The organism is Quadrisphaera setariae (genome assembly GCF_008041935.1).
In the GTDB taxonomy this organism is placed as follows: domain Bacteria; phylum Actinomycetota; class Actinomycetes; order Actinomycetales; family Quadrisphaeraceae; genus Quadrisphaera; species Quadrisphaera setariae.
The window spans coordinates 73,114-92,510 of sequence record NZ_VKAC01000007.1 but is presented as its reverse complement, the minus strand read 5'-3'; the positions used below and the strand labels follow the sequence as shown (position 1 = coordinate 92,510).

General features: G+C 74.0%; 17 protein-coding genes. 6 read left to right on the top strand and 11 right to left on the bottom strand.

Annotated features, from left to right (window positions below; all coding sequences use genetic code 11):
* Nucleotides 1-43: 43 nt before the first annotated feature.
* From aztD to FMM08_RS12760, 3 genes are read left to right on the top strand one after another with little or no spacing between them, the layout of a single operon-like run.
* Nucleotides 44-1,417, top strand: coding sequence for a zinc metallochaperone AztD (gene aztD, locus FMM08_RS24125; protein WP_369431716.1), 1,374 nt, complete (start codon nt 44-46; stop codon nt 1,415-1,417).
* A complete protein-coding gene (locus FMM08_RS12765; protein WP_147926760.1) occupies nt 1,414-2,304 on the top strand; it encodes a metal ABC transporter substrate-binding protein in 891 nt (296 codons plus the stop codon). Before aztD ends, FMM08_RS12765 begins: the two co-directional genes overlap by 4 nt.
* Nucleotides 2,301-3,122 carry a class I SAM-dependent methyltransferase gene (locus FMM08_RS12760; RefSeq protein ID WP_147926759.1) on the top strand — a complete coding sequence of 274 codons (822 nt, stop codon included), beginning with the start codon at nt 2,301-2,303 and terminating at the stop codon, nt 3,120-3,122. Before FMM08_RS12765 ends, FMM08_RS12760 begins: the two co-directional genes overlap by 4 nt.
* 39 nt (nt 3,123-3,161) lie before the next feature.
* Here FMM08_RS12760 and FMM08_RS12755 read toward each other — a convergent pair whose 3' ends face one another.
* Genes FMM08_RS12755 through FMM08_RS12745 form a run of 3 tightly spaced genes read right to left on the bottom strand, consistent with a single transcriptional unit; the run spans nt 3,162 to nt 5,082 of the window.
* Nucleotides 3,162-3,686: an AAA family ATPase gene (locus FMM08_RS12755; RefSeq protein WP_187279737.1), complete on the bottom strand. Its 525-nt coding sequence runs from the start codon at nt 3,684-3,686 to the stop codon at nt 3,162-3,164.
* A complete protein-coding gene (locus tag FMM08_RS12750; RefSeq protein WP_147926757.1) occupies nt 3,683-4,378 on the bottom strand; it encodes a DUF4166 domain-containing protein in 696 nt (231 codons plus the stop codon). The genes FMM08_RS12755 and FMM08_RS12750 overlap by 4 nt, the downstream gene beginning before the upstream one ends.
* Nucleotides 4,375-5,082, bottom strand: a complete 708-nt coding sequence (locus tag FMM08_RS12745) for an SRPBCC family protein (protein WP_147926756.1) — start codon at nt 5,080-5,082, stop codon at nt 4,375-4,377. The genes FMM08_RS12750 and FMM08_RS12745 overlap by 4 nt, the downstream gene beginning before the upstream one ends.
* 46 nt (nt 5,083-5,128) lie before the next feature.
* On the opposite strand from FMM08_RS12745, the gene FMM08_RS12740 reads away from it, so the two are divergent.
* A complete protein-coding gene (locus FMM08_RS12740) occupies nt 5,129-5,755 on the top strand; it encodes a hypothetical protein (protein ID WP_147926755.1) in 627 nt (208 codons plus the stop codon).
* A gap of 451 nt (nt 5,756-6,206) precedes the next feature.
* On the opposite strand, the gene FMM08_RS12735 is transcribed toward FMM08_RS12740, so the two are convergent.
* The 5 genes from FMM08_RS12735 to FMM08_RS12715 all read right to left on the bottom strand — a co-directional run bounded on the left by FMM08_RS12735 (nt 6,207) and on the right by FMM08_RS12715 (nt 12,291).
* A complete protein-coding gene (locus FMM08_RS12735) occupies nt 6,207-6,587 on the bottom strand; it encodes a pyridoxamine 5'-phosphate oxidase family protein (protein WP_147926754.1) in 381 nt (126 codons plus the stop codon).
* A 133-nt stretch (nt 6,588-6,720) separates the two neighbouring features.
* The gene (locus FMM08_RS12730; protein WP_147926753.1) at nt 6,721-8,559 is read right to left on the bottom strand and encodes an IucA/IucC family protein; all 1,839 of its coding nucleotides are present in this window, start codon (nt 8,557-8,559) and stop codon (nt 6,721-6,723) included.
* Nucleotides 8,556-9,173 carry a GNAT family N-acetyltransferase gene (locus FMM08_RS12725; RefSeq protein WP_222710730.1) on the bottom strand — a complete coding sequence of 206 codons (618 nt, stop codon included), beginning with the start codon at nt 9,171-9,173 and terminating at the stop codon, nt 8,556-8,558. The genes FMM08_RS12730 and FMM08_RS12725 overlap by 4 nt, the downstream gene beginning before the upstream one ends.
* A complete protein-coding gene (locus FMM08_RS12720) occupies nt 9,170-10,714 on the bottom strand; it encodes a lysine N(6)-hydroxylase/L-ornithine N(5)-oxygenase family protein (protein WP_147926752.1) in 1,545 nt (514 codons plus the stop codon). The genes FMM08_RS12725 and FMM08_RS12720 overlap by 4 nt, the downstream gene beginning before the upstream one ends.
* Nucleotides 10,711-12,291, bottom strand: a complete 1,581-nt coding sequence (locus tag FMM08_RS12715) for a pyridoxal phosphate-dependent decarboxylase family protein (protein WP_147926942.1) — start codon at nt 12,289-12,291, stop codon at nt 10,711-10,713. The genes FMM08_RS12720 and FMM08_RS12715 overlap by 4 nt, the downstream gene beginning before the upstream one ends.
* A gap of 469 nt (nt 12,292-12,760) precedes the next feature.
* Between FMM08_RS12715 and dnaE the strand changes: the two genes are divergently transcribed.
* Together dnaE and FMM08_RS12705 are read left to right on the top strand one after the other, a co-directional pair.
* Entirely contained in the window at nt 12,761-16,306 is a 3,546-nt protein-coding gene (gene dnaE, locus FMM08_RS12710; RefSeq protein WP_147926751.1) for a DNA polymerase III subunit alpha, read from the top strand.
* The gene (locus FMM08_RS12705; protein WP_147926750.1) at nt 16,303-16,857 is read left to right on the top strand and encodes a hypothetical protein; all 555 of its coding nucleotides are present in this window, start codon (nt 16,303-16,305) and stop codon (nt 16,855-16,857) included. The genes dnaE and FMM08_RS12705 overlap by 4 nt, the downstream gene beginning before the upstream one ends.
* A gap of 29 nt (nt 16,858-16,886) precedes the next feature.
* Here the strand turns inward: FMM08_RS12705 and FMM08_RS12700 are convergent, their stop codons facing one another.
* Genes FMM08_RS12700 through FMM08_RS12690 form a run of 3 tightly spaced genes read right to left on the bottom strand, consistent with a single transcriptional unit; the run spans nt 16,887 to nt 19,269 of the window.
* A complete protein-coding gene (locus FMM08_RS12700; protein ID WP_147926749.1) occupies nt 16,887-18,068 on the bottom strand; it encodes a methyltransferase domain-containing protein in 1,182 nt (393 codons plus the stop codon).
* Nucleotides 18,069-18,082: 14 nt separating this feature from the next.
* Nucleotides 18,083-18,583: a Cys-tRNA(Pro) deacylase gene (gene ybaK / locus FMM08_RS12695; protein WP_147926748.1), complete on the bottom strand. Its 501-nt coding sequence runs from the start codon at nt 18,581-18,583 to the stop codon at nt 18,083-18,085.
* Nucleotides 18,583-19,269, bottom strand: coding sequence for an LON peptidase substrate-binding domain-containing protein (locus FMM08_RS12690; RefSeq protein ID WP_222710729.1), 687 nt, complete (start codon nt 19,267-19,269; stop codon nt 18,583-18,585). Before FMM08_RS12690 ends, ybaK begins: the two co-directional genes overlap by 1 nt.
* Nucleotides 19,270-19,397: the final 128 nt, after the last annotated feature.

Genomic DNA, 19,397 nt, shown 5'->3' with positions numbered 1-19,397 from the left:
CTGTGACTCTGCCTCACAGCGGGTCGGTCGCAGCGCAACAACAATGTTGAGAATCATTCTCATTAAAGCTACCGTCGTCGCCGTGCTCACCCATCCCCGGGCCGGGCGGCACCGCCGCCTCCTCGCCCTCACCCCCCTGACCGTCCTCCCGCTCGTCCTCGCCGGTTGCGGCGCCTCACCGGCCGCCGTCGACGCTGCAGCGCCTTCCACGGCTCCGACGTCCGCTGCTGCCGCGCCCACGGAGCAGGCCGCCTCCACCCCGCGCCTGGTCCTCACCCACCGCGGCGGCCTGACCGTGCTGGACGCCACCACCCTGGAGCCCGTCGGCGAGGTCCAGCAGGACGGCTACCTGCGGGTCAACCCCGCCGGTGACGGGCGGCACGTGGCGGTCAGCGGCAGCGGCGGGTTCCGGCTGCTCGACGCCGGGACCTGGGCCGAGCCCCACGGCGACCACGACCACCACTGGACCGCAGCCCCCGCCCTGACCGACGTCTCCTACACCGCCACCAAGCCCGGGCACGTCGTCGTCCACGAGGGGCGCACGGTCTTCTTCGACGACGGCACCGGCGCGTTCACCACCGTCGACTCCGCCGACGTCGCCGACCCCGCCGCAGCGCGCACCGAGCTGAGGACGCCCGCAGCCCACCACGGCGTGGCGGTGCAGCTCTCCGACGGCTCCTACGTCGTCTCCGAGGGCACCGAGGACGCCCGGACCGGCATCCGGGTGCTGGACGCCGCCGGGGCGGAGGTCAGCCGCAACGACTCCTGCCCTGGCGTGCACGGCGAGGCCGTCGCTGCCGACGAGGCCGTCGTCATCGGCTGCAAGGACGGCGTGCTCGTGCACACCGGCGGCCAGAGCGGGACCACCACCAAGGCGCAGGCCCCCGACGCCTACGGCCGCATCGGCAACCAGGCGGGCCACGAGGAGTCGCCGTTCGTGCTGGGCGACTACAAGTCCGACGGCGCCGCCGCCGAGGCCGAGACCCTCGAGCGCCCGACCCGGGTCTCCATCATCGACACCCGCGACGCCTCGATGCGCCTGGTGGACCTGCCCTCCTCCTACACCTTCCGCTCGCTCGCCCGCGGTGACGACGGCGAAGCGCTGGTGCTGGGCACCGACGGCTCGATCCACGTCATCGACCCCGCCACCGCCGCCGTGGTCCGGTCCGTCCCCGTGGTCGCGCCGTGGGAGGAGCCGGAGGACTGGCAGGAGCCACGACCCGCCATCCGCGTCCACGAGGGCACCGCCTACGTCACCGAGCCCGCGACCCGGCAGGTCCACGCGGTCGACGTCGCCACCGGCGAGGTCTTCGCCACGGGTGCGCTCGACGTCGTCCCCGACGAGCTGGCCATCGCCACCGGTGAGGCCCCGCACGGCGGCGACCACGCCCACGACCACGAGACCGCCTCGGCGTGACCCTCACCCCGCGGGTGTCCAGCGCCGCCGTCGCCACCTCGGCGGCGGCGGCGCTGCTGCTGCTCACCGCCTGCTCCGGCGCCCCTCCGCAGGACGACGCCCCTGCCGACGAGCGGCTCGACGTCGTCACCGCCGCCTACCCGCTGCAGTACGTCACCGAGCGGATCGCCGGCGACGACGCGACCGCCACCAGCGCCCTGTCTGCGGGCACGGACGTCCACGAGGCCGAGCTCGCCCCGTCGCAGGCGCTTCGGCTGTCCCGGGCCGACCTGGTGGTGGCGCTGCCCGGCCTGCAGGCGGGCGTCGACGCCGCGCTGTCGGACGCCGCACCCGAGCGCGTCGTCGACGTGACCGAGGCCGCTGCGCTGGACGGCGACGACCTGCACTTCTGGCTCGACCCGCTGCGACTGGCCGACGTCGGCGACGAGGTCGCCGGCGCGCTGGCTGCAGCGGACCCCGACCGCGCCGACGGCTACCGCCAGCGCGCCGCCCAGCTGCGCACCGACCTGACCGCCCTCGACCAGCGCTACGCCGACGGCCTCGCTCCCTGCCGCGGCGCCTCGCTGGTCACCTCGCACGAGGCGTTCGGCTACCTGGCCGACCGGTACGGGCTCCAGCAGCTCGGCGTCGCGGGCCTCGACCCCGAGGTGGAACCCACCCCGGCGCGCCTGCGGGCGGTCGTCGAGCAGGTCCAGGACACCGGCGTGCGGACCCTGTACTTCGAGACCGAGGCCACCGACGCCGTCACCCGCGCCCTCGCCTCGCGGCTGGGGACGGCGACCGGTGTGCTGGACCCCATGGAGAGCGCCCGCGAGCCCGGGGCCGACCTCGTCGCGACCGCCGACGCCAACCTGCGGGCGCTCACCGACGGGCTGGTCTGCTCGTGAGCGCCGGACCCGGCGCCTTCGACGCGGCTGCCGCCGACGCCGTGCTGCTGGCTCCGCTGCTGTGGGAGCCGGTGGCGGCCGCGACCGTCGCCCGCAGCGCCCCTGCCGCGGGGGAGCGCGTGCTGGACGCCTGCTGCGGCACCGGCCCCTCGGCGCTCCTGGCGGCGGCCGCCGTCGGACCGGCGGGCGCCGTCGACGCCGTCGACGTCTCGTCAGCCGCCGTGGCCCAGCTCCAGCAGGCTGCCCGGTCCGCGGGTGGTCTCCCCTGCCTCGAGGCGCACACCGCCGACGCCACCGCGTGGCCGGGGCGCGGGTACGACCTCGTCCAGGGCGTGCTCGGCGTCTTCTTCCTCCTCGATCCCGCGGCGGGCACCGAGCACCTCGTGCGGTGCGCCCGCCCGGGCGGGAGGGTGGTGATCACCACGTGGGCCACCGGCGCGCTCGCGGTCGCGGGGCGAGCGCTCGTGGAGGCGGTCGCCGCGGTCCGGGAGGAGGCGCTGCCCGCCTGGTCGGCCTCGGCCGCCGCCCAGCAGCTCGGAGAGGGAGCCGCTCTCGCCGCGTGGGTCGGGGCCCGAGGTCTGGACGACGTCGTCGTCACCCGTCACCCCCACGCCGTGCCCGCTTCCGCCGAGGAGCTGTGGCTGCTGGTGCTCGGGTCCGGCTTCCGCGGTCTGCTGTCGGGCCTGGCGGCGGCGCAGGTGGCGCGCGTGCGGGACCTGTACCTCTCGGGCCTGGCCGGCGGTGACGACGTGGACGCCACCTTCCTCGTGGCGACCGGCCACCGGCCCGAGGTCCCGGGGGTCCCCTCGGGCGCCTGAGCGCCACCCCGGCCGCCCTCCCCGCTGGGCAGCCCTCGGTCAGAGCCCGACGTGCCGCCGCACGGCGCCCGCGACCTGCGCCGGCGCCATCGCCGCCGTGTCGAGCGCCAGCTCGTCGAGGTCGGCGGCGCGCAGCTGCTCGGCCAGGGCCCGGTGGCGCTGCAGGTGCCAGTCCAGAGCGGTCTGCTGGTCGGCGCTGTACCGGCGGCGCAGGCGCTGCTCGCTGGTGGCCGCGTCCGCTTCGAGGCGCACCGAGCGGACCGGGAGCCCGGTGGCGCGCTCGTAGCGCTCGCGGTCTGCGCCGGAGCGGATGACGCCGCTGACGACCAGCTGCCGCGGACCCGCGTGGCGGTAGGTGGCCCAGACGGCGGCAATGTTCTCCGCCTCACCGAGCACGTTCTCGGGGTCGTCGGGGGCCGGTGGCCAGCTGCGGTGGAACCAGTCGACGTCCACCAGCGCGAACGGCGTGCCGGCCGCGGCGAGCTGGTCGCCAAGGTGCTCCAGCACCGTGCTCTTCCCGACGCCGAAGCTGCCGTTGAGGAAGACGGCGAACGCGCCGGTCACCGGCGGCGCTCCTCCCGCAAGGGCTTCACCGACGCCGGCACCGCCTCGCCGACCACGTCGGGGTAGGAGCAGGTGAACCACCCGCGGTACCCGACCAGCGGCCCGAAGCGCCGGTTGGTGACGCGCACGTCGATGGTGAAGCGCTGGTGCTCGTCGTCGTAGGCCTCCCGCAGCTCTGCCGTGCCCGAGGCGAGCATCGGGAAGCGGAACCCGACCGGACCCTCGTAGAAGCGCTGGCCGTGGGAGGTCAGGCGCAGCGCGCCGTGCTCGTCGACGCGCAGGCGCAGGTCCACGGCGAGGTGCTGGTGCGTGCCGAGGTAGTCGAGCACCCGGCCCGAGCCCGGTCGGCCGTCGGGGGAGCCGTCGACGAGCGTGGCGTCGAAGCGCCGCCGGCGCCCAGCACCGACCTCGAAGGTGCGCACCACGGTGAGCGTCTCGCGCCCGAAGGAGTCGGTGTAGGCGTAGTTCTCGACGGTGAAGGGCACGTCCGTGGCGGCGTCGGGGACCAGGATGTTGCGCCACGCGCCCACGTGCAGGAACGGCAGCGTCCACGCCGGTCCGTGCCACACCTCCTCCATGACCCCGCGCCCCACGCAGCTGTACCCGGAGGCCGTGCCAGCCCCGAACCTGCGGCGCAGCTGGGGGTGCAGGAGGGCAGCGTCGTCGCCGAGGGCGTGCAGCACCACGCTCACCGCTGCACCCCTCGGCCCGCGCGGCGGTCCGGGCGGCGGCTGCAGCGTCGCGCGCTCGGCACGCAGGACGGTGGTGGGAGCGCCAGAGCGCCCAGGGCCGCCAGGGCGAGCGCCGGCTTCCGCCTCCCCAGGGCTGCGGCCACCACCAGGACGACGACGCGTGCCGCCGTCCACGCCAGCGCGAGGTCGCGGCTGCGCTCGGGGGTCTGGTCGTGCTCGGCCCACAGCCGGAGCCTGTCGAAGCTCCACGCCGTCGCCCAGCCGACCAGCGGCCGGGTCAGCCACGGGTCGAGCGCAGCGCCGAGGCGGCCCCAGCCGGGGCGGTAGTCGTAGCCGGTGGTGAACCGGGTGCGGTCGGCCTGGGGCGCATAGCGCCAGAAGCCGGTGCCGCTGGCCAGCGGCGACAGTCGGTCGGCGGGGGCGTCGCCGGCGGTGAAGCGGATGGCGGAGGTGCCCGCGCCGTCGTCGCCGCGCCGCTCTGCGGTGCTCGTCCCGGTGCCGCGGACCGTCAGCAGGGGGAGCCGCGGGTGCGGCAGCGCCAGGGAGTAGGTGAAGCGCTGGTGGCCGTCGTCGTCGTGGCCGGCGGGGGTGATGGAGCTGAAGCGCAGGTCCCAGCGGGGGTGGTGGGCGGTGTCCTGCGTGAGGTGCCAGAGGCGGTCGGGCGGAGCGGCGACGGTGGCGGTCACCCAGACCTGGCGTCCCATGCGCCGACCCTAGTGACGCGCCGGGGTGCCGGTGCCAGGCTGGATCATGGCCTCGTCGTCGTTCTTCCCACAGTTCACGCCGTCCGAGGACCACGACGAGGAGGACCCGCCGTTCCAGCTGGCCGACTGGTACGGGCCGCCCCACGGCGTGCGGCCCGGCGTCGCGGACCTGGGCGTTGAGATCGGGCGCTCCGAGTCGACCGTCGTCAGCGTCCAGGGCGCCGATGCCTACCCCGCCGGCGTGGTGCTCGACCTGGCCGTCCACGTGCGGGAGGGGGGACGCGAGGCACGGCGGAGGCTGTTCGCGGCGCTGGGCCTCCACCACGGGCGCGGCCAGCTGGACCTCTGTCTGGGAGCCGGTGGTCTTCGCTGGGGCGTCGAGCTCGCCGACGGCCGTCGCGTCACGACGCTCGACGAGAGCCCCTGGAACGAGAGGCCGGAGGAGGCCGACCCCTCGGAGTGGAACCCGTCGCACCCGGTGCTGGACGGGGTCGGCCGTCCGCAGGTCTGGTACGACAGCTGGCGGCGGGGGATCTGGTTGTGGCCGCTCCCGCCGCTCCCCACGATGCGGGTGGTGTGCGCGTGGCCCGACCGCGGCATCGAGGAGACGTCCGTGGTGGTCTCGACGAAAGGGCTGCACGCGGCGGCGGCGCGGGCCCGGCCCGTCTGGTGAGGCGGCCGTGATGCCGGACGTGCAGAACCTGGCCGGACGGCGCTCAGGGCGGCGCGTCGCGAGGTTCTGCCCGTCCGGCGTCACGGGGCCTGCCCCGCCGAGCAGGCAGAAGTCGGCCGGAACCGCCTGAGAGGCCGTCCGTCCGGACTTCTGCATGCTGGACGGGACGAGTCGCCGCCCTGAACGCTGGTCGTGTGGCGGCCATCGCGATCAGGGCAGCTCTCCCAGAGGACCTGCCCGCCGTCGCGGCGCTCCGGTGGCGCTGGTGGGACGAGTGGGGCTCCGACGGGACACCGGACGAGGAGCCTGTCGCCTTCGTCTCGGCGTTCGTGACGTGGGCGGAGCGGAACGCCGCCACGCACCGCTGCACTCCGGCCGGCGTGCCCTCAGCCGCTACGAGCGGGCGGGCTTCCAGGTCACCCGGCACCTGCGGCAGGTCGACCTCTGACCGTCAGCCGCCCATCAGCCAGCGGCTCACGGGCACCTCGACGAGCGCGAGCGGCCCCTCGGGGCCCGGGTCGGTGATGTCCCAGCCGTGCCGCTCGGCGAAGGCGGCGACGACGTCGGGCGGGAAGTCGCTGGTCATCAGCCGCGCGGAGCCTTCAGCCACCAGCGGGTGGTCGCCGTCGGGCAGGGCGATGCTGACCCGCGGGTCAGCGGTGAGGTGGGCGACCTTCCGGTTGCGGGCGGCGCTGCAGACCCACCACGACCCCTGGACGAAGCAGAACCAGACGGGAGTGAGGTGCGGCGAGCCGTCGGGCCGCAGCACGCAGAGCCACGCCGTCCGCTCCTCCGCCAGCCGTCGCAGCGCTGCAGCGGACGGAGCGGGCACGTGACCTTGGTACCAGCCCGGACGGGGCGCCGGCCATGAGCAGGTGTCCCGCCGAGCATGCAGAAGTCGAGCAGACGGCCTCGTGGATCAGGGGTGGCCGACTTCTGCATGCTGGACGGGACGGCCTCTCACCTCAGGTGCTGGTGACCAGTGCCCCCGAGCGGGCGCCGCGCGCTGGAGCGGCAGCAGCCAGCGGGTTCTCGAGCTCGCCGACGACGCGGATGGCGGTGGCGGGGTCCGCGAGGTCGACCATCTGCTGGTTGTCGCGCAGCTGCAGCCGGTTGAGGCACGAGCGGGCGAAGGCCGGGGTGAACAGGTCGCCCCGGGCGTGCGCGGCGGCGTCCTCCGGGTGGGCGCGCTGGTGGTCGAGCACGCAGGCGGCGACCTCGTCCCAGAAGTCGGCCGCGGCCAGGACGCCGGCCTCGTCGAGCAGCGCGGACAGCTGCCGGAAGAAGCAGTCGAAGACGTCGGTCTGCACCGACAGCAGCCTCAGGTGCTCGGGGATGTCGGCGCGGATCCGCTCGACGTCGGCGGGCAGCGGCGCGACCGGGTCGAGCAGCGCCACCTCTTCGCCGACGTCCTTCATGAACGTGCTGACCACGGCGTGGTCCTCCAGCACGAGGATGAGGTTCTCCCCGTGCGGCATGAAGACCAGGTCGTGCGCGTAGTAGCAGCGCAGCACCGGCACGAGGTACGCCTCGAGGTAGCGGCGCCCCCAGTCGCGCGGGGCCAGGCCGGAGGCCCGCACGAGCGCGGCGGCGAAGGAGCGCCCGTCGTCGTCGCGGTGCAGCAGCGCCGCCATGGTCATGAGCCGCTGCCCCGGCTCGACCAGCGGGACGGGGCTCTCGCGCCACAGGGCGGCCAGCATCTTGCGGTACGGCGAGCCCTTCGGGGTGGCCTGCTCGTACAGCGGCGAGCGGTAGCCGACGGCGGCCCGCTCGCGCAGCACCCGGAACCCGCGTTCGAGCAGCACCGGGTCGGAGGAGACCACGTCGTGCACCCAGTCGTTGATGGCGGGCGTGACGCTCATGTACTCGGTGGACAGCCCTCGCAGGAAGCCCATGTTGAGCACCGACAGCGCCGTCTTCACATACCACCGCCGCGGGTGGGAGGCGTTGAAGGCGGTGCGCACCGACTGCTGCGCGCGCCGGGCGTCGCCGTCGGTGCCCAGGTGCACCAGGGTCCGGTCCGCCAGCTCGGGGGCGAAGGTGGTGAGCACCCGCCGGCGCCACTGCCACGGGTGCACCGGCACCGGCAGGTAGCCGGCCGGATCGAGCCCGTGCCCGCGCAGCACCTCCCGGAACCGCTCCCGCACCACCGCGTCCAGCTCGCCCGCGTACAGCGACTCCTCGTCCAGCCCGTCCCCGAGGGCCAGCACGCACCGGTCCCTGCGGACCGCCACCCACTCGACCTCGAACGCCGCACCCGACTCCGGCGCGTAGCGCCGCAGGTCGTCGAGGTCGAAGCCGATGCGCCCGCTGTTCGCCACGAACACCGGGTGCCCGGCGGTCATCGCCGCCTCGACCTCCTGGAACCCGGCCTCCAGCAGCTCCTCGCAGCTGGGACCGCCGCGGTGCAGCGTCCAGGCGCGAGCGGCGGTGCTCGCAGCGACCTCCTCCAGGTACAGCGGCAGCACCGCGTCGGTCAGGCCCAGCTCGTCACGCAGGTCGAGCACCAGCTGGGTGGCGCGCGGGCGGTCCGGGACGCCGGCTCCTGACCCGTCCGAGCGCTGCACCTGCACGCTGTCCGGGTCGACGGCCCAGTGGTCGAGCGGCAGCCGCCGGGCGGTGAACGAGTAGACGGCGGCGGCCGTGACCAGCCGGTAGCGGTCACCGTCCACGCGCTCGGGGCTGATCAGCAGCTCGTGGGCGTACTCGCCCAGCGCCTTGGCCACCAGGGCCCGGTCAGCGCGCTCCCACACCGCGGGGGTGAGGTGCTCAGCTGGACTCGGAACGGTCTCGTGGCTGCTCATGCGGTCCTCCCGTGGTCGGCGCGCGCCCTCTCGAAGGCGGCGCGGGTGCAGGTGCTGAGGCGTCCGGTCTTGCCGGGCAGGGTGACGTCGCGGTGCACCTCGAAGCCCCACCGCTCGTTGAGCCGCTGCACGGCGAGGTTGGCGACGTCGGGCTCCACCACCACCCGCTGCACCGCGCCGTCGGCGAAGAGCAGCGCGAGAGCGGCGTGCATCGCCTCGGACGTGTACCCGGGCTGCGGCGGTCCCGCGGGCGGGGCGACGAACAGGTGCATCCCCGCGTCCCCGGGCTGCACGGAGTAGGTCCCGCCCACGGGGTCCGACGCCGGGTCGTACCGCTCCACCAGCAGCACCGGGTCGGCGTCGGCCGCGTCCGCGAGGGTGCCGAGCAGCGCCTCGTGGGTGGCGCTCGCGGCGATGCGCCGGTACTCGGCGACCACCTGCTCGCGGGTCCAGCCCTGCATCATCCAGAACCGGGCCCGCGGTGCGGTGAGCCAGCGGTGCAGCAGGTCGCCGTCGAGGTCGGGGTCGACCGCGCGCCAGACCACCTCGCCCCAGCGCGCCACGTCCGCTGTGCTGTCGGAGGAGGACGACGACGACGACGCGAGCGCGCTCACCGCCGCCCCCCGACGGCAGCGCCCGCCCGGGAGCGGCTGGGACGGCCGGCTCGCGGGGTCGCTCCCGCCGGCGCGCCGCCGTTGCCCGAGGAGCGGGCGCGCGGTGTCCCCGAGAGCGGCGCTCCGGAGAGCGGTGGGTCGGTGGCGGGAACGCCGAAGTGCTGGAACGCGATGGCCCGTTCCACCGGGTACGGCTCCCGCCCGAGCACCGCGCGCAGGATGCAGCTGTTGCGGTAGGCGGCCATGCCGAGGTCGGGGGCCACGAAGCCGTGCGTGTGCGCCTCGGCGTTCTGCACGAACACCGACCCCGCGGGGGCGGGCGCCGAGGAGCCGCGCCCCTCGTCGTCGTCCTGATGACCACCGGCGAGGTCCACGCGGTAGTCGCGGGTGACGTCGAACCGCCCGTGCTCGTCCCAGCGCAGGTGCTCGGCGACGCCGCGGCAGAAGCCGGGCACCTGCTGGCGGTAGCCCGTCGCCATGACCACGGCGTCGGTGGTGAGCGAGGACCGGCGGTCCTGCTCGGCGTGGTGCAGGTGGAGGCGGTAGCCGCCGCCCTCGCGGACCACCCGCTCGCACGCGGTGCCGGTGAACAGGCGGGTGGGCGGGGGACCGTCGACGTCGAGCTCGTAGAGGAGGTCGTAGATCTCGTCGACCAGCTCCCCGTCGATGCCCTTGTACAGCTGGGCCTGGCTGACCAGCAGGTCGTCGCGCGTGCCAGCGGGCAGGGCGTGGAAGTAGTCGGCGTACTCCGGGGAGGTCATCTCCAGCGTCAGCTTGGTGTACTCCAGCGGGAAGAACCGCGGGGAGCGGGTGACCCAGTCGAGCCGGTAGCCGTGGGTGCGGGCCTCGGGCAGCAGGTCGCGGTAGACCTCTGCGGCGCTCTGCCCGCTGCCCACCACGGTGACGGAGCGGTGCTGCTGGAGGAGCTCGCGCGCGGCGAGGTAGTCGGCGGTGTGGACCACGGCGTCGTCGTCGGCGACGTCGGCGAAGGCGGCGGGCACGTGCGGCGGGGTGCCGGTGCCCAGCACCAGCCGACGCGCGTGGTCGGTGCGGTGCCGGCCTCCGGCGTCCACCGACTCCACGGTGAAGCGGCCCTGGCCGGTGGCGTCGAGCTCGGGGTGCCAGGTGACGTCGCGGACGTCCCAGCCGCACTCCACCGACGGCAGCTGGTCGGCCACCCAGCGGCAGTACCTGTCGAACTCCACCCGCAGCGGGTAGAAGCTCTCGCGGATGTAGAAGCGGTACAGGCGGCCCTCGCGCTTGAGGTGGTTGAGGAAGGAGTAGCGCGAGGTGGGGTCCGCCATCGTCACGAGGTCGGCCATGAACGGCACCTGGAGCGTGGAGCTGGGCAGCAGCATCCCCGGGTGCCACGCGAAGCGGTCCTTGCGCTCCAGGAAGAGGCAGTCCAGGCCGAGGGGCTCGGCGAGCGCGGCCAGGCCCAGGTTGAACGGGCCCAGGCCGATGCCGAGGAGGTAGTGCACCCGCTCGACGCCGCCGGCTGTGCTGGTGCTGCTGCTCGTGGTGCTGGTGGTGGTGCTCATGCCGTCGCCCCCAGCGGCTCCTCGTCGAGCACGAGCGGCTCGTCTGCGAGCAGCAGCCGCTCCGCGTGCTCGTGCACGAGGGCGATGACCTCGCGGACGTGCTCGACCGTCGTCGCCGGGTTGAGCAGGGTCAGCTTGAGGTGGGCGCGCCCGCGCACGGTGGTGCCCCCCAGCACCGCCAGGCCCTCGCTGCCCACGGACGCCCGCACGCGGCGGACCAGCCGGTCCAGCTCCTGGGGCCCCAGGTGGGCGTGCGGGCCCGCGCCGGGGCGGAACCTGAAGACGAGCGTGGACAGCTCCGGCGCCACGACCACCTCCAGACGCGGGTCGGCCGCGAGCACGCGGTGGGCGGCGGCGGCGGTGTCGACCACGGTGTCGACGAGCTCGCCGACCGCGTCGGCGCCCATGATCCGCAGCGTCAGCCACAGCTTCAGCGCGTCGAAGCGGCGGGTGGTCTGCAGGCTCTTGCCCACCTGGTCCGGCGCCACGGGCAGCCCGGCGTCGAGGAGCGTGCCCGGTTCGGGGTTGAGGTAGTCGGCGTGGTGGGCGACGTGCCGCAGCGACGCCGCGTCGCGCACCAGCAGCGCGCTGGAGCTGACGGGCTGGAAGAAGGTCTTGTGGAAGTCGACGGTGACCGAGTCCGCGCGGTCGATGCCGTCCAGCAGGTGGCGGCGGCGCCGCGAGGTGATCAGTCCGCCGCCGTAGGCGGCGTCGACGTGGAACCACGCCCCGGCGCTCGCGGCCAGCGCACCGACCTCGTGCAGCGGGTCGATGCTGCCGAAGTCGGTGGTGCCGGCGGTCGCGACCACCGCCGCGGGCACGAGCCCCTGCGCGGCGCACTCGGCGAGGGCGCACTGGAGGGCGTCGGGGCGCATCCGCACGGCCTCGTCCACGGGGACGGTGATGACGGCGTCGTCGCCGAGGCCCAGCAGCCGGCACGCCGTGGTGGTGCTGAAGTGGCCCACCTCTGAGACCAGCACGCGCAGCCGGCCCAGCAGCTCGGGCAGCCGGGCGCGGGGGTGCTCGGTGCGCAGCCGCTCGCAGGCCTCGTCGCGGGCGAGCAGCAGCGCCTGCAGGTTGGACTGCGTGCCGCCGGAGGTGAAGACGCCGTCCGCGGTGGCGGGCAGGCCGAGCCGGTCGGCGGTCCAGCGGACCAGGCGGCGCTCCACGTGCGTGGCACCGCTGCTCTGGTCCCAGGTGTCGAGGCTGGAGTTCACCGCGGCGATGACGGTCTCCCCGAGCACGGCGGGGACCACCACGGGGCAGTTGAGGTGCGCGAGGTAGGTCGGGTGGTGGAACCAGACCGCGTCGCGCAGGTAGAGGCGCTCCAGCTCGTCCAGGGCAGGCCCGACCTCCCCGAGCGGGGTGTCGAGGTCCACGGCGTCGACGGCGCGCTGCAGGTCGGCGGGGTCGGCGCCGGTGGTCGGCCGCTGGGCGGCCGAGATGTGGCGGGCGACGCGCTCCGCTCCCTGGGCCACCGCGCAGCGGTACTCCTCGGCGCTCCCGGCGTCGAGGAGGTGCCTGCGCGCCGGAGCGGTTCCGCCGAGGGCGGGCGGTGGAGCCGCGAGGCTGCGCAGCGGCGTCTCGGAGGGACGGGGGCGGTGCGTGGTGTCCACGGGTCTCCAGGGAAGGTGGTTGCCGAGCACCGGAGTCACTCCAGTGCTACTTAGGACAGCCTCACCTAAATAGATCTTCCAGACCACGTCAACCCGAGGCCCGGTGGGCCCCGCACCCGTCCCGTCGGACGTGCAGAAGTCGCGTCCAGGTGCCCCGCAGACCGGGCCACAGGAGTTCTGCCTGCTGGGCGGGACGCTGGGGATCAGCCGAGCCCGTGACGCCGGACGTGCAGAAGTCAGCTGGACCGGGTCCAGGACGGCGTGTCGCGGGGTTCTGCGCGTCGGGCGTCACGCCCCGATGGACCCACCAGCAGGTCCGTGGCGGCGCGCCGGACGGGTCTCGGGTGAGGCCCTCGTCGTCGTCCCCGGCGCCTACAGTGGGGCGTCTTCCCCGCGCCTGCTCCGCCTGCTCCACGGAGGTCCTCGCCCCATGCCCGCTGGTGACTCGTTCGTCCACCTGCACAACCACACCGAGTACTCGATGCTCGACGGGGCCGCGAGGATCGACGAGCTGTTCGCCACGGCCGCCGAGATGGGCATGCCGGCGCTGGCGACCACCGACCACGGCTACATCTTCGGCGCGTACGAGTTCTGGAAGGCCGGGCGCAAGCACGGGGTCAACCCCGTCATCGGCCTCGAGGCCTACCTCACCCCGGGCACCGCCCGCGGCGACAAGACCCGCGTGAAGTGGGGAGACCCGAGCGCCGGCCGCGACGACGTCTCCGGCTCCGGCGCCTACACCCACATGACGATGTGGGCGCAGGACACCGCGGGCATGCACAACCTCTTCCGCATGGCGAGCCTCGCCAGCCTCGAGGGGCACTACTTCAAGCCCCGCATGGACCGGGAGCTGCTCAACACCTACGGCGGGGGCATCATCGCGACCACGGGCTGCCCGTCCGGTGAGGTGCAGACCCGCCTGCGGCTGGGCCAGTACGACCAGGCGGTCGCAGCAGCCGCGGAGTTCCGCGACATCTTCGGCGCGGAGAACTTCTACTGCGAGATCATGGACCACGGGCTCGAGATCGAGACCCGCATCCAGAAGGACCTGATCCGCCTCGCCAAGGACCTCGGCATCCCGCTGGTCGCCACCAACGACCTGCACTACACGCGCCCGGAGCACTCCGAGGGCCACGCGGCGCTGCTGTGCGTGCAGTCGGGCTCCACGCTGGCGGACCCGAACCGCTTCAAGTTCGACGCCGACGAGTTCTACCTCAAGACCCCCGCGGAGATGCGCCACCTGTGGCGCGAGCTGCCCGAGGCCTGCGACAACACCCTCGCCATCGCCGAGCGCTGCTCGGTGGAGTTCTCCGAGGGCATCGGCACGTACATGCCGCGCTTCCCCGTGCCGGAGGGGGAGAGCGAGGACTCCTGGTTCGTCAAGGAGGTCGAGCGCGGCCTGCTCATGCGGTTCAAGGGCGAGGTGCCTGACGAGAGCCGCCGCGTCGCCGAGTACGAGATCGGCGTCATCACCAAGATGGGCTTCTCGGGGTACTTCCTCGTCGTCGCCGACTTCATCCGCTGGGCCAAGCGCAACGGCATCCGCGTGGGCCCCGGCCGCGGTTCCGGTGCGGGCTCGATCGCCGCGTACGCCCTGGAGATCACCGACCTCGACCCGCAGCGCCACGGCCTGATCTTCGAGCGGTTCCTCAACCCCGACCGCGTCTCCATGCCCGACTTCGACATCGACTTCGACGAGCGCCGACGCGGCGAGGTCATCAGGTACGTGACGGAGAAGTACGGCGAGAGCCGGGTCGCGCAGATCGTCACCTACGGCACCATCAAGGCCAAGCAGGCCGTCAAGGACGCCTCGCGCGTGCTCGGCTACCCGTTCGCCATGGGCGACCGGATCACCAAGGCGATGCCCGCCGCGGTGATGGGCAAGGACGTTCCGCTCACCCAGATCTTCGAGCCCACCCACAACCGCTACGCGGAGGGCAAGGAGTTCCGCGAGCTGTACGAGGCCGAGGCCGACGTGCAGAAGGTCGTCGAGACGGCCAAGCAGCTCGAGGGCCTGAAGCGGCAGTGGGGCGTGCACGCCGCCGGCGTCATCATGTCGAGCGAGCCGCTGATCGACCTCATCCCGATCATGCGCCGCGAGCAGGACGGCCAGGTCATCACCCAGTTCGACTACCCGAGCTGCGAGTCCCTCGGTCTGATCAAGATGGACTTCCTCGGCCTGCGCAACCTCACGATCATGGACGACGCCGTCCGCCTCGTGGAGCGCAACCGCGGCGAGAAGGTGGTGCTCGAGGAGCTCGAGCTCGACGACCCCGAGACGTACGCGCTGCTGCAGCGCGGAGACACCCTCGGCGTCTTCCAGTTCGACGGCGGGCCCATGCGCTCGCTGCTGCGCCTCATGCGCCCCGACAACTTCGAGGACATCTCCGCCGTCGGCGCCCTCTACCGCCCCGGCCCGATGGGCGCCGGGAGCCACACCAACTACGCGCTGCGCAAGAACGGCCAGCAGGAGATCACGCCCCTGCACCCCGAGCTGGCCGAGCCGCTCGCGGAGGTGCTGGGCACCACCTACGGCCTGATCGTCTACCAGGAGCAGGTGATGTCCATCGCGCAGACCGTGGCGGGCTTCAGCCTCGGTCAGGCGGACCTGCTGCGGCGGGCGATGGGCAAGAAGAAGAAGTCCGAGCTGGACAAGCAGTACGAGAAGTTCTCCGGCGGCATGCACGAGCGCGGCTTCTCCGAGGCCGCGGTCAAGGCCCTGTGGGACGTGCTGCTCCCGTTCTCCGACTACGCCTTCAACAAGGCGCACTCCGCGGCGTACGGCGTCGTCTCCTACTGGACCGCCTACCTCAAGGCGCACTACCCGGCCGAGTACATGGCCGCGGTGCTGACGTCCGTGCGCGACGACAAGGACAAGTCCGCGCTCTACCTCAACGAGTGCCGCCGCATGGGCGTCACCGTGCTCCCGCCGGACGTCAACGAGTCGATCGCCACGTACGCCGCGGTCGGCCCCGACATCCGCTTCGGCCTGGCGGCCATCCGCAACGTCGGCGAGAACGTCGTCGACGCGATCGAGAAGGCCCGCGAGGAGAAGGGCGCCTTCACGAGCTTCGGCGACTTCCTCGCCAAGGTCCCCGCTGTGGTGTGCAACAAGCGCACGGTGGAGTCGCTCATCAAGGCGGGCGCCTTCGACTCCCTGGGCGCCAACCGGCGGGCGCTGCTCGCCGTGCACGAGGACGCCGTCGACTCGGTGGTCGGCCTCAAGCGCCAGGAGGAGAAGGGCCAGTACGACCTCTTCGGCGGCCTCATGGGCGACGACGACGAGGACGGCGTCGGCCAGGGGTCGGCGCTGTCGGTGGCCGTCCCCGACCTGCCCGAGTGGGACAAGAAGGAGCTGCTGGCCCGCGAGCGCGAGATGCTCGGCCTGTACGTCTCCGACCACCCGCTCTTCGGGCTCGAGCACGTGCTGAGCTCCGCCGCGGACTGCTCCGTGGCCACGCTCCTCACCGACGAGTCCCGCCAGGACGGCTCGATGGTCACCATCGCCGGGCTCATCACGGGCCTGCAGCGCAAGATGACCAAGCAGGGCAAGCAGTGGGCCATCGCCACCGTCGAGGACCTCGGCGGCGCGGTGGAGGTGCTGTTCTTCCCCAGCAGCTACGAGCAGTTCGCGCACCTGCTCGCGCCGGACGCCGTCGTCGTCGTCCGCGGCCGGCTGTCGCGGCGCGACGACGTGCCCTCGCTGCACGCGCAGGACCTGTCGGTGCCCGACACCTCGGTGGCCGCCGACGGGCCCGTGGTCATCACGCTGCCCGAGCAGCGGTGCACCGAGCCCGTGGCCGACCGCCTGCGCGGGGTGCTGCAGGACCACCGCGGGCAGACGCTCGTGCACCTGAAGCTGCTCACCACCGACAAGCAGGTGCTGGTCTGCCTCGACGACGCGCTGCGGGTGACCCCCTCGCCGTCGCTGTTCGGGGACCTCAAGGCGCTGCTGGGTCCCAGCTGCCTGGTGTGAAGACCCGGCTGAGGTCTCCGCTGCCCGGCTGGGCTGGTGCGCTCGCGCCGGTGCTGGGCCCGGCGCTGCTGGGGCTGGTGGTCGGGGTGGTGTGGTGGCTCGTCGCACCGACGGGGCCGGTGGTGCTGCTGCAGGGCGGGTCCGTGCTCGGCGCCGCCGACCCCGAGCTCACCGCTTCCCAGGACGGCTGGCTCGTGGGGCTCGGCGCGGCGGCAGGGCTCCTCTGCGGTGTCGTCGCCGCGGTGCGCCCCGGGGACGCGCCCTCCCGCCGCAGCCTGGCCGTCGTCGCCGGCTGCCTGTTCGGCGCTGTCTTCGCCGCGCAGCTGGGGGCGTGGCTGGGCCCGCCGTCCGTGGCGGCGCAGCTGGCTGCCGGCGCTGACCCCGCCCGCGGGCTGGTCAGCCCGCTGCGCAGCCACAGCGCCGGGGTGCTGCTCGTCTGGCCGGCGGTGGCCGCCCTGGTGATGACGATGGGCCACCTGGCCGCCGCGTGGAGCGGCAGCAGGGTGGAGGGAGCCCATGATCACGAAGAGGAGCTCGACCCCCGTCCGTGATCATGGGGAGTCGGCCACCCGGGGGGTGGTCAGCGGCGGCGGAGCTGGACCAGCACCTCGGCGTGGGCGGTCTGCGGGAACATCGCGAACAGGCGCCCCCGCACCGGCTCCCACCCGGGCAGCGCCTCCAGGTCCGTCGCCAGCGAGGCCGGGTTGCAGCTGGAGTAGAGCAGGTGGCGGGTGCGCGGGGGAGCGGCGTCGAGCCACGCGCACAGCTGCGCGCCCAGCCCCCGCCTCGGAGGGTTGACGACGACGACGTCGGGCGCGGCGTGCCCCGGCTGCTCGCGCGCCCACGAGGTGGCGTCGGCGTGGATGAAGCCCGTCCCGCTGAGCCCCGCGGCGCCCGCGGCGTCCCGGGCGGCGGCGACCGCCTGCTCGCTCGTCTCCACCCCGACCACGTCCCGCCCGGGAGCAGCCACGTGCAGGGCGAAGCCGCCCGCGCCGCAGTAGAGGTCCCACACCCGCAGCCGGGTCGGCCCGTGGCCCGGCGCAGCGGCGGCCGCGCCGAGGCGCTCGTCGTCGTCGAGATCGGTCACCCAGGACGCGACCTGGGCGTAGAGCTGCCCGGCGACGTCGGTGTTGGTCTGCAGGAAGCCCTGCGGACGGGCGAGCAGCGTCACCGCGCCCTGGCGGACGGGCAGGCGCTCGGCGGGGGTGAGGGGCACCTCGACGTCGCCCTCGAGCAGGGCGGCGTGCTGGGGCAGCAGGTTCGCGGAGACCACGCGGGCGGAGGGGAGCTGCTCGAGGAGCCACGGGAGGTGCTTGCGGATCCGCGGCAGCGACTCGGTGGAGCGCAGCACGAAGCGGACCATGAGCTCGCCGGCGTCGTTGGTGGTGACGTGGACGTGCTTCAGCTCGCCACGGCGGGCGGCCACGTCGTAGGGGACCAGCGCGGCGCGGGTGACGAAGGCGCGCAGCGGCTCCAGGGCGTCGGTGGTGGAAGCCGGGTACAGGCCGCAGCGGACCAGGTCGACGCCGCGGCCGGCCTCGTCGAGGATCCCCAGCGTGGGGGTGTCGGTGGTGCCGGCGACCACCATCTTGGCGCGGTTGCGGAAGCGGCTCGCCGGACCGGTGGCCGGGGCGAGCCAGGTCGGGACGGTGGGCAGCAGCGTCTCGACGCGCGCCTGCGCGTCGGCCACCTGGACGTCCTCCGGGACGCCCATGAGGGTGCACGAGCGGCAGACCCCGGCGTCGTAGTAGTCGCACTGCACGGTGGTGAGGGTGCTCAGGGGGCGGTGACGGGCGCCACGGCGGCGCCCGTCAGGGAGACGAGGTCGGCGGGGGCGAGCTCCACGTCCAGGCCGCGGCGGCCACCGCTGACGAGCACGGTCGGCTGCTCCAGGGCACTGCTGTCGACGACGGTGGGCAGCCGCTTGCGCTGCCCCAGCGGGCTGATGCCGCCGCGCACGTACCCGGTGGTGCGCTCGGCGGCGGACGGGTCGGCCATGGCGGCGCGCTTGCCGCCCAGGGCCGCGCCGACGGCCTTGAGGTCGAGCTTGGCGCTGACCGGCAGCACGGCGACGCCGAGCGCGCCGTCCACCTCCACCACGAGGGTCTTGTAGACGCGCGCCGGGTCGATGCCGAGGGCGTGCGCGGCCTCCAGGCCGTAGCCGACCTCGGCGGAGACGGCGGCGTCGTGCTCGTAGGGGTGCACGGTGTGCGCCACACCGGCCTTGGCCAGCGCGGTGGTGGCCGGCGTGCTGCCGCCGGCGGGCTTCTTGGCCATCAGTTGTAGACCGGCGGGTCGTCGAGGAGCTCCTGCGCGGGCAGGGAGCGCAGCTCGGAGATCAGCACCTGCTCGCGGCGCAGGATCGCCCTCTCCTCGCGCAGCCGCGACGCCGTGTCGGGGAGCTCCAGCAGGCGCTGGCGCTCGGGCAGGTCGAGCACCATGCCCGCCATGACGAGGTAGCTCAGCACGGCCGGGTCCTCCGGGACGCCGCCGGGCACGCCCGTCGTGGCGATGCCCAGCTGCACGCGGTAGGCCGTCCAGGCGGCGGCGGTGGAGGTGGCGAGGTCGGCGAGGCGCTCCGGGTCGGCGCCGGCCCGCTCGGGGACCGGGCTGACCAGGCCGGTGAGGTACGGCGTGCCGGCGGACTCGTCGACGCCGTCGAGGCGGAACCTCACGGCGCCGGAGGTGATGAGCTCGTACCGGCCGTCACCGGGACCGTCGGGCTCGGAGACGTCGCGCACGACGGCCGTGCAGCCGACCTCGTGGAGGTCCACCGCACCGGGGCGCGAGCCGGCGTCGCGTCCGTGGCGCAGGGCGACCACGCCGAACGCGCGCTGCTCCTCGGGCAGGGACAGCAGGTGCTCCACGAGCGCGACGTAGCGCGGCTCGAAGATCGTCAGGGGCAGCACGAGACCCGGCACCAGCACGGTGCGCAGCGGGAACAGGGGCAGCCGCTCGCTCACCACCACAGCCTAAGCAGCCCCCCTGACAACCCCACCGTGATCATGGGCTTCGCCAACAGTGCCTGTCGGTGACGTCCATGATCACGGAGGCTGGTGGTGGTGGAGTCCATGATCACGGCCGGGGAGCG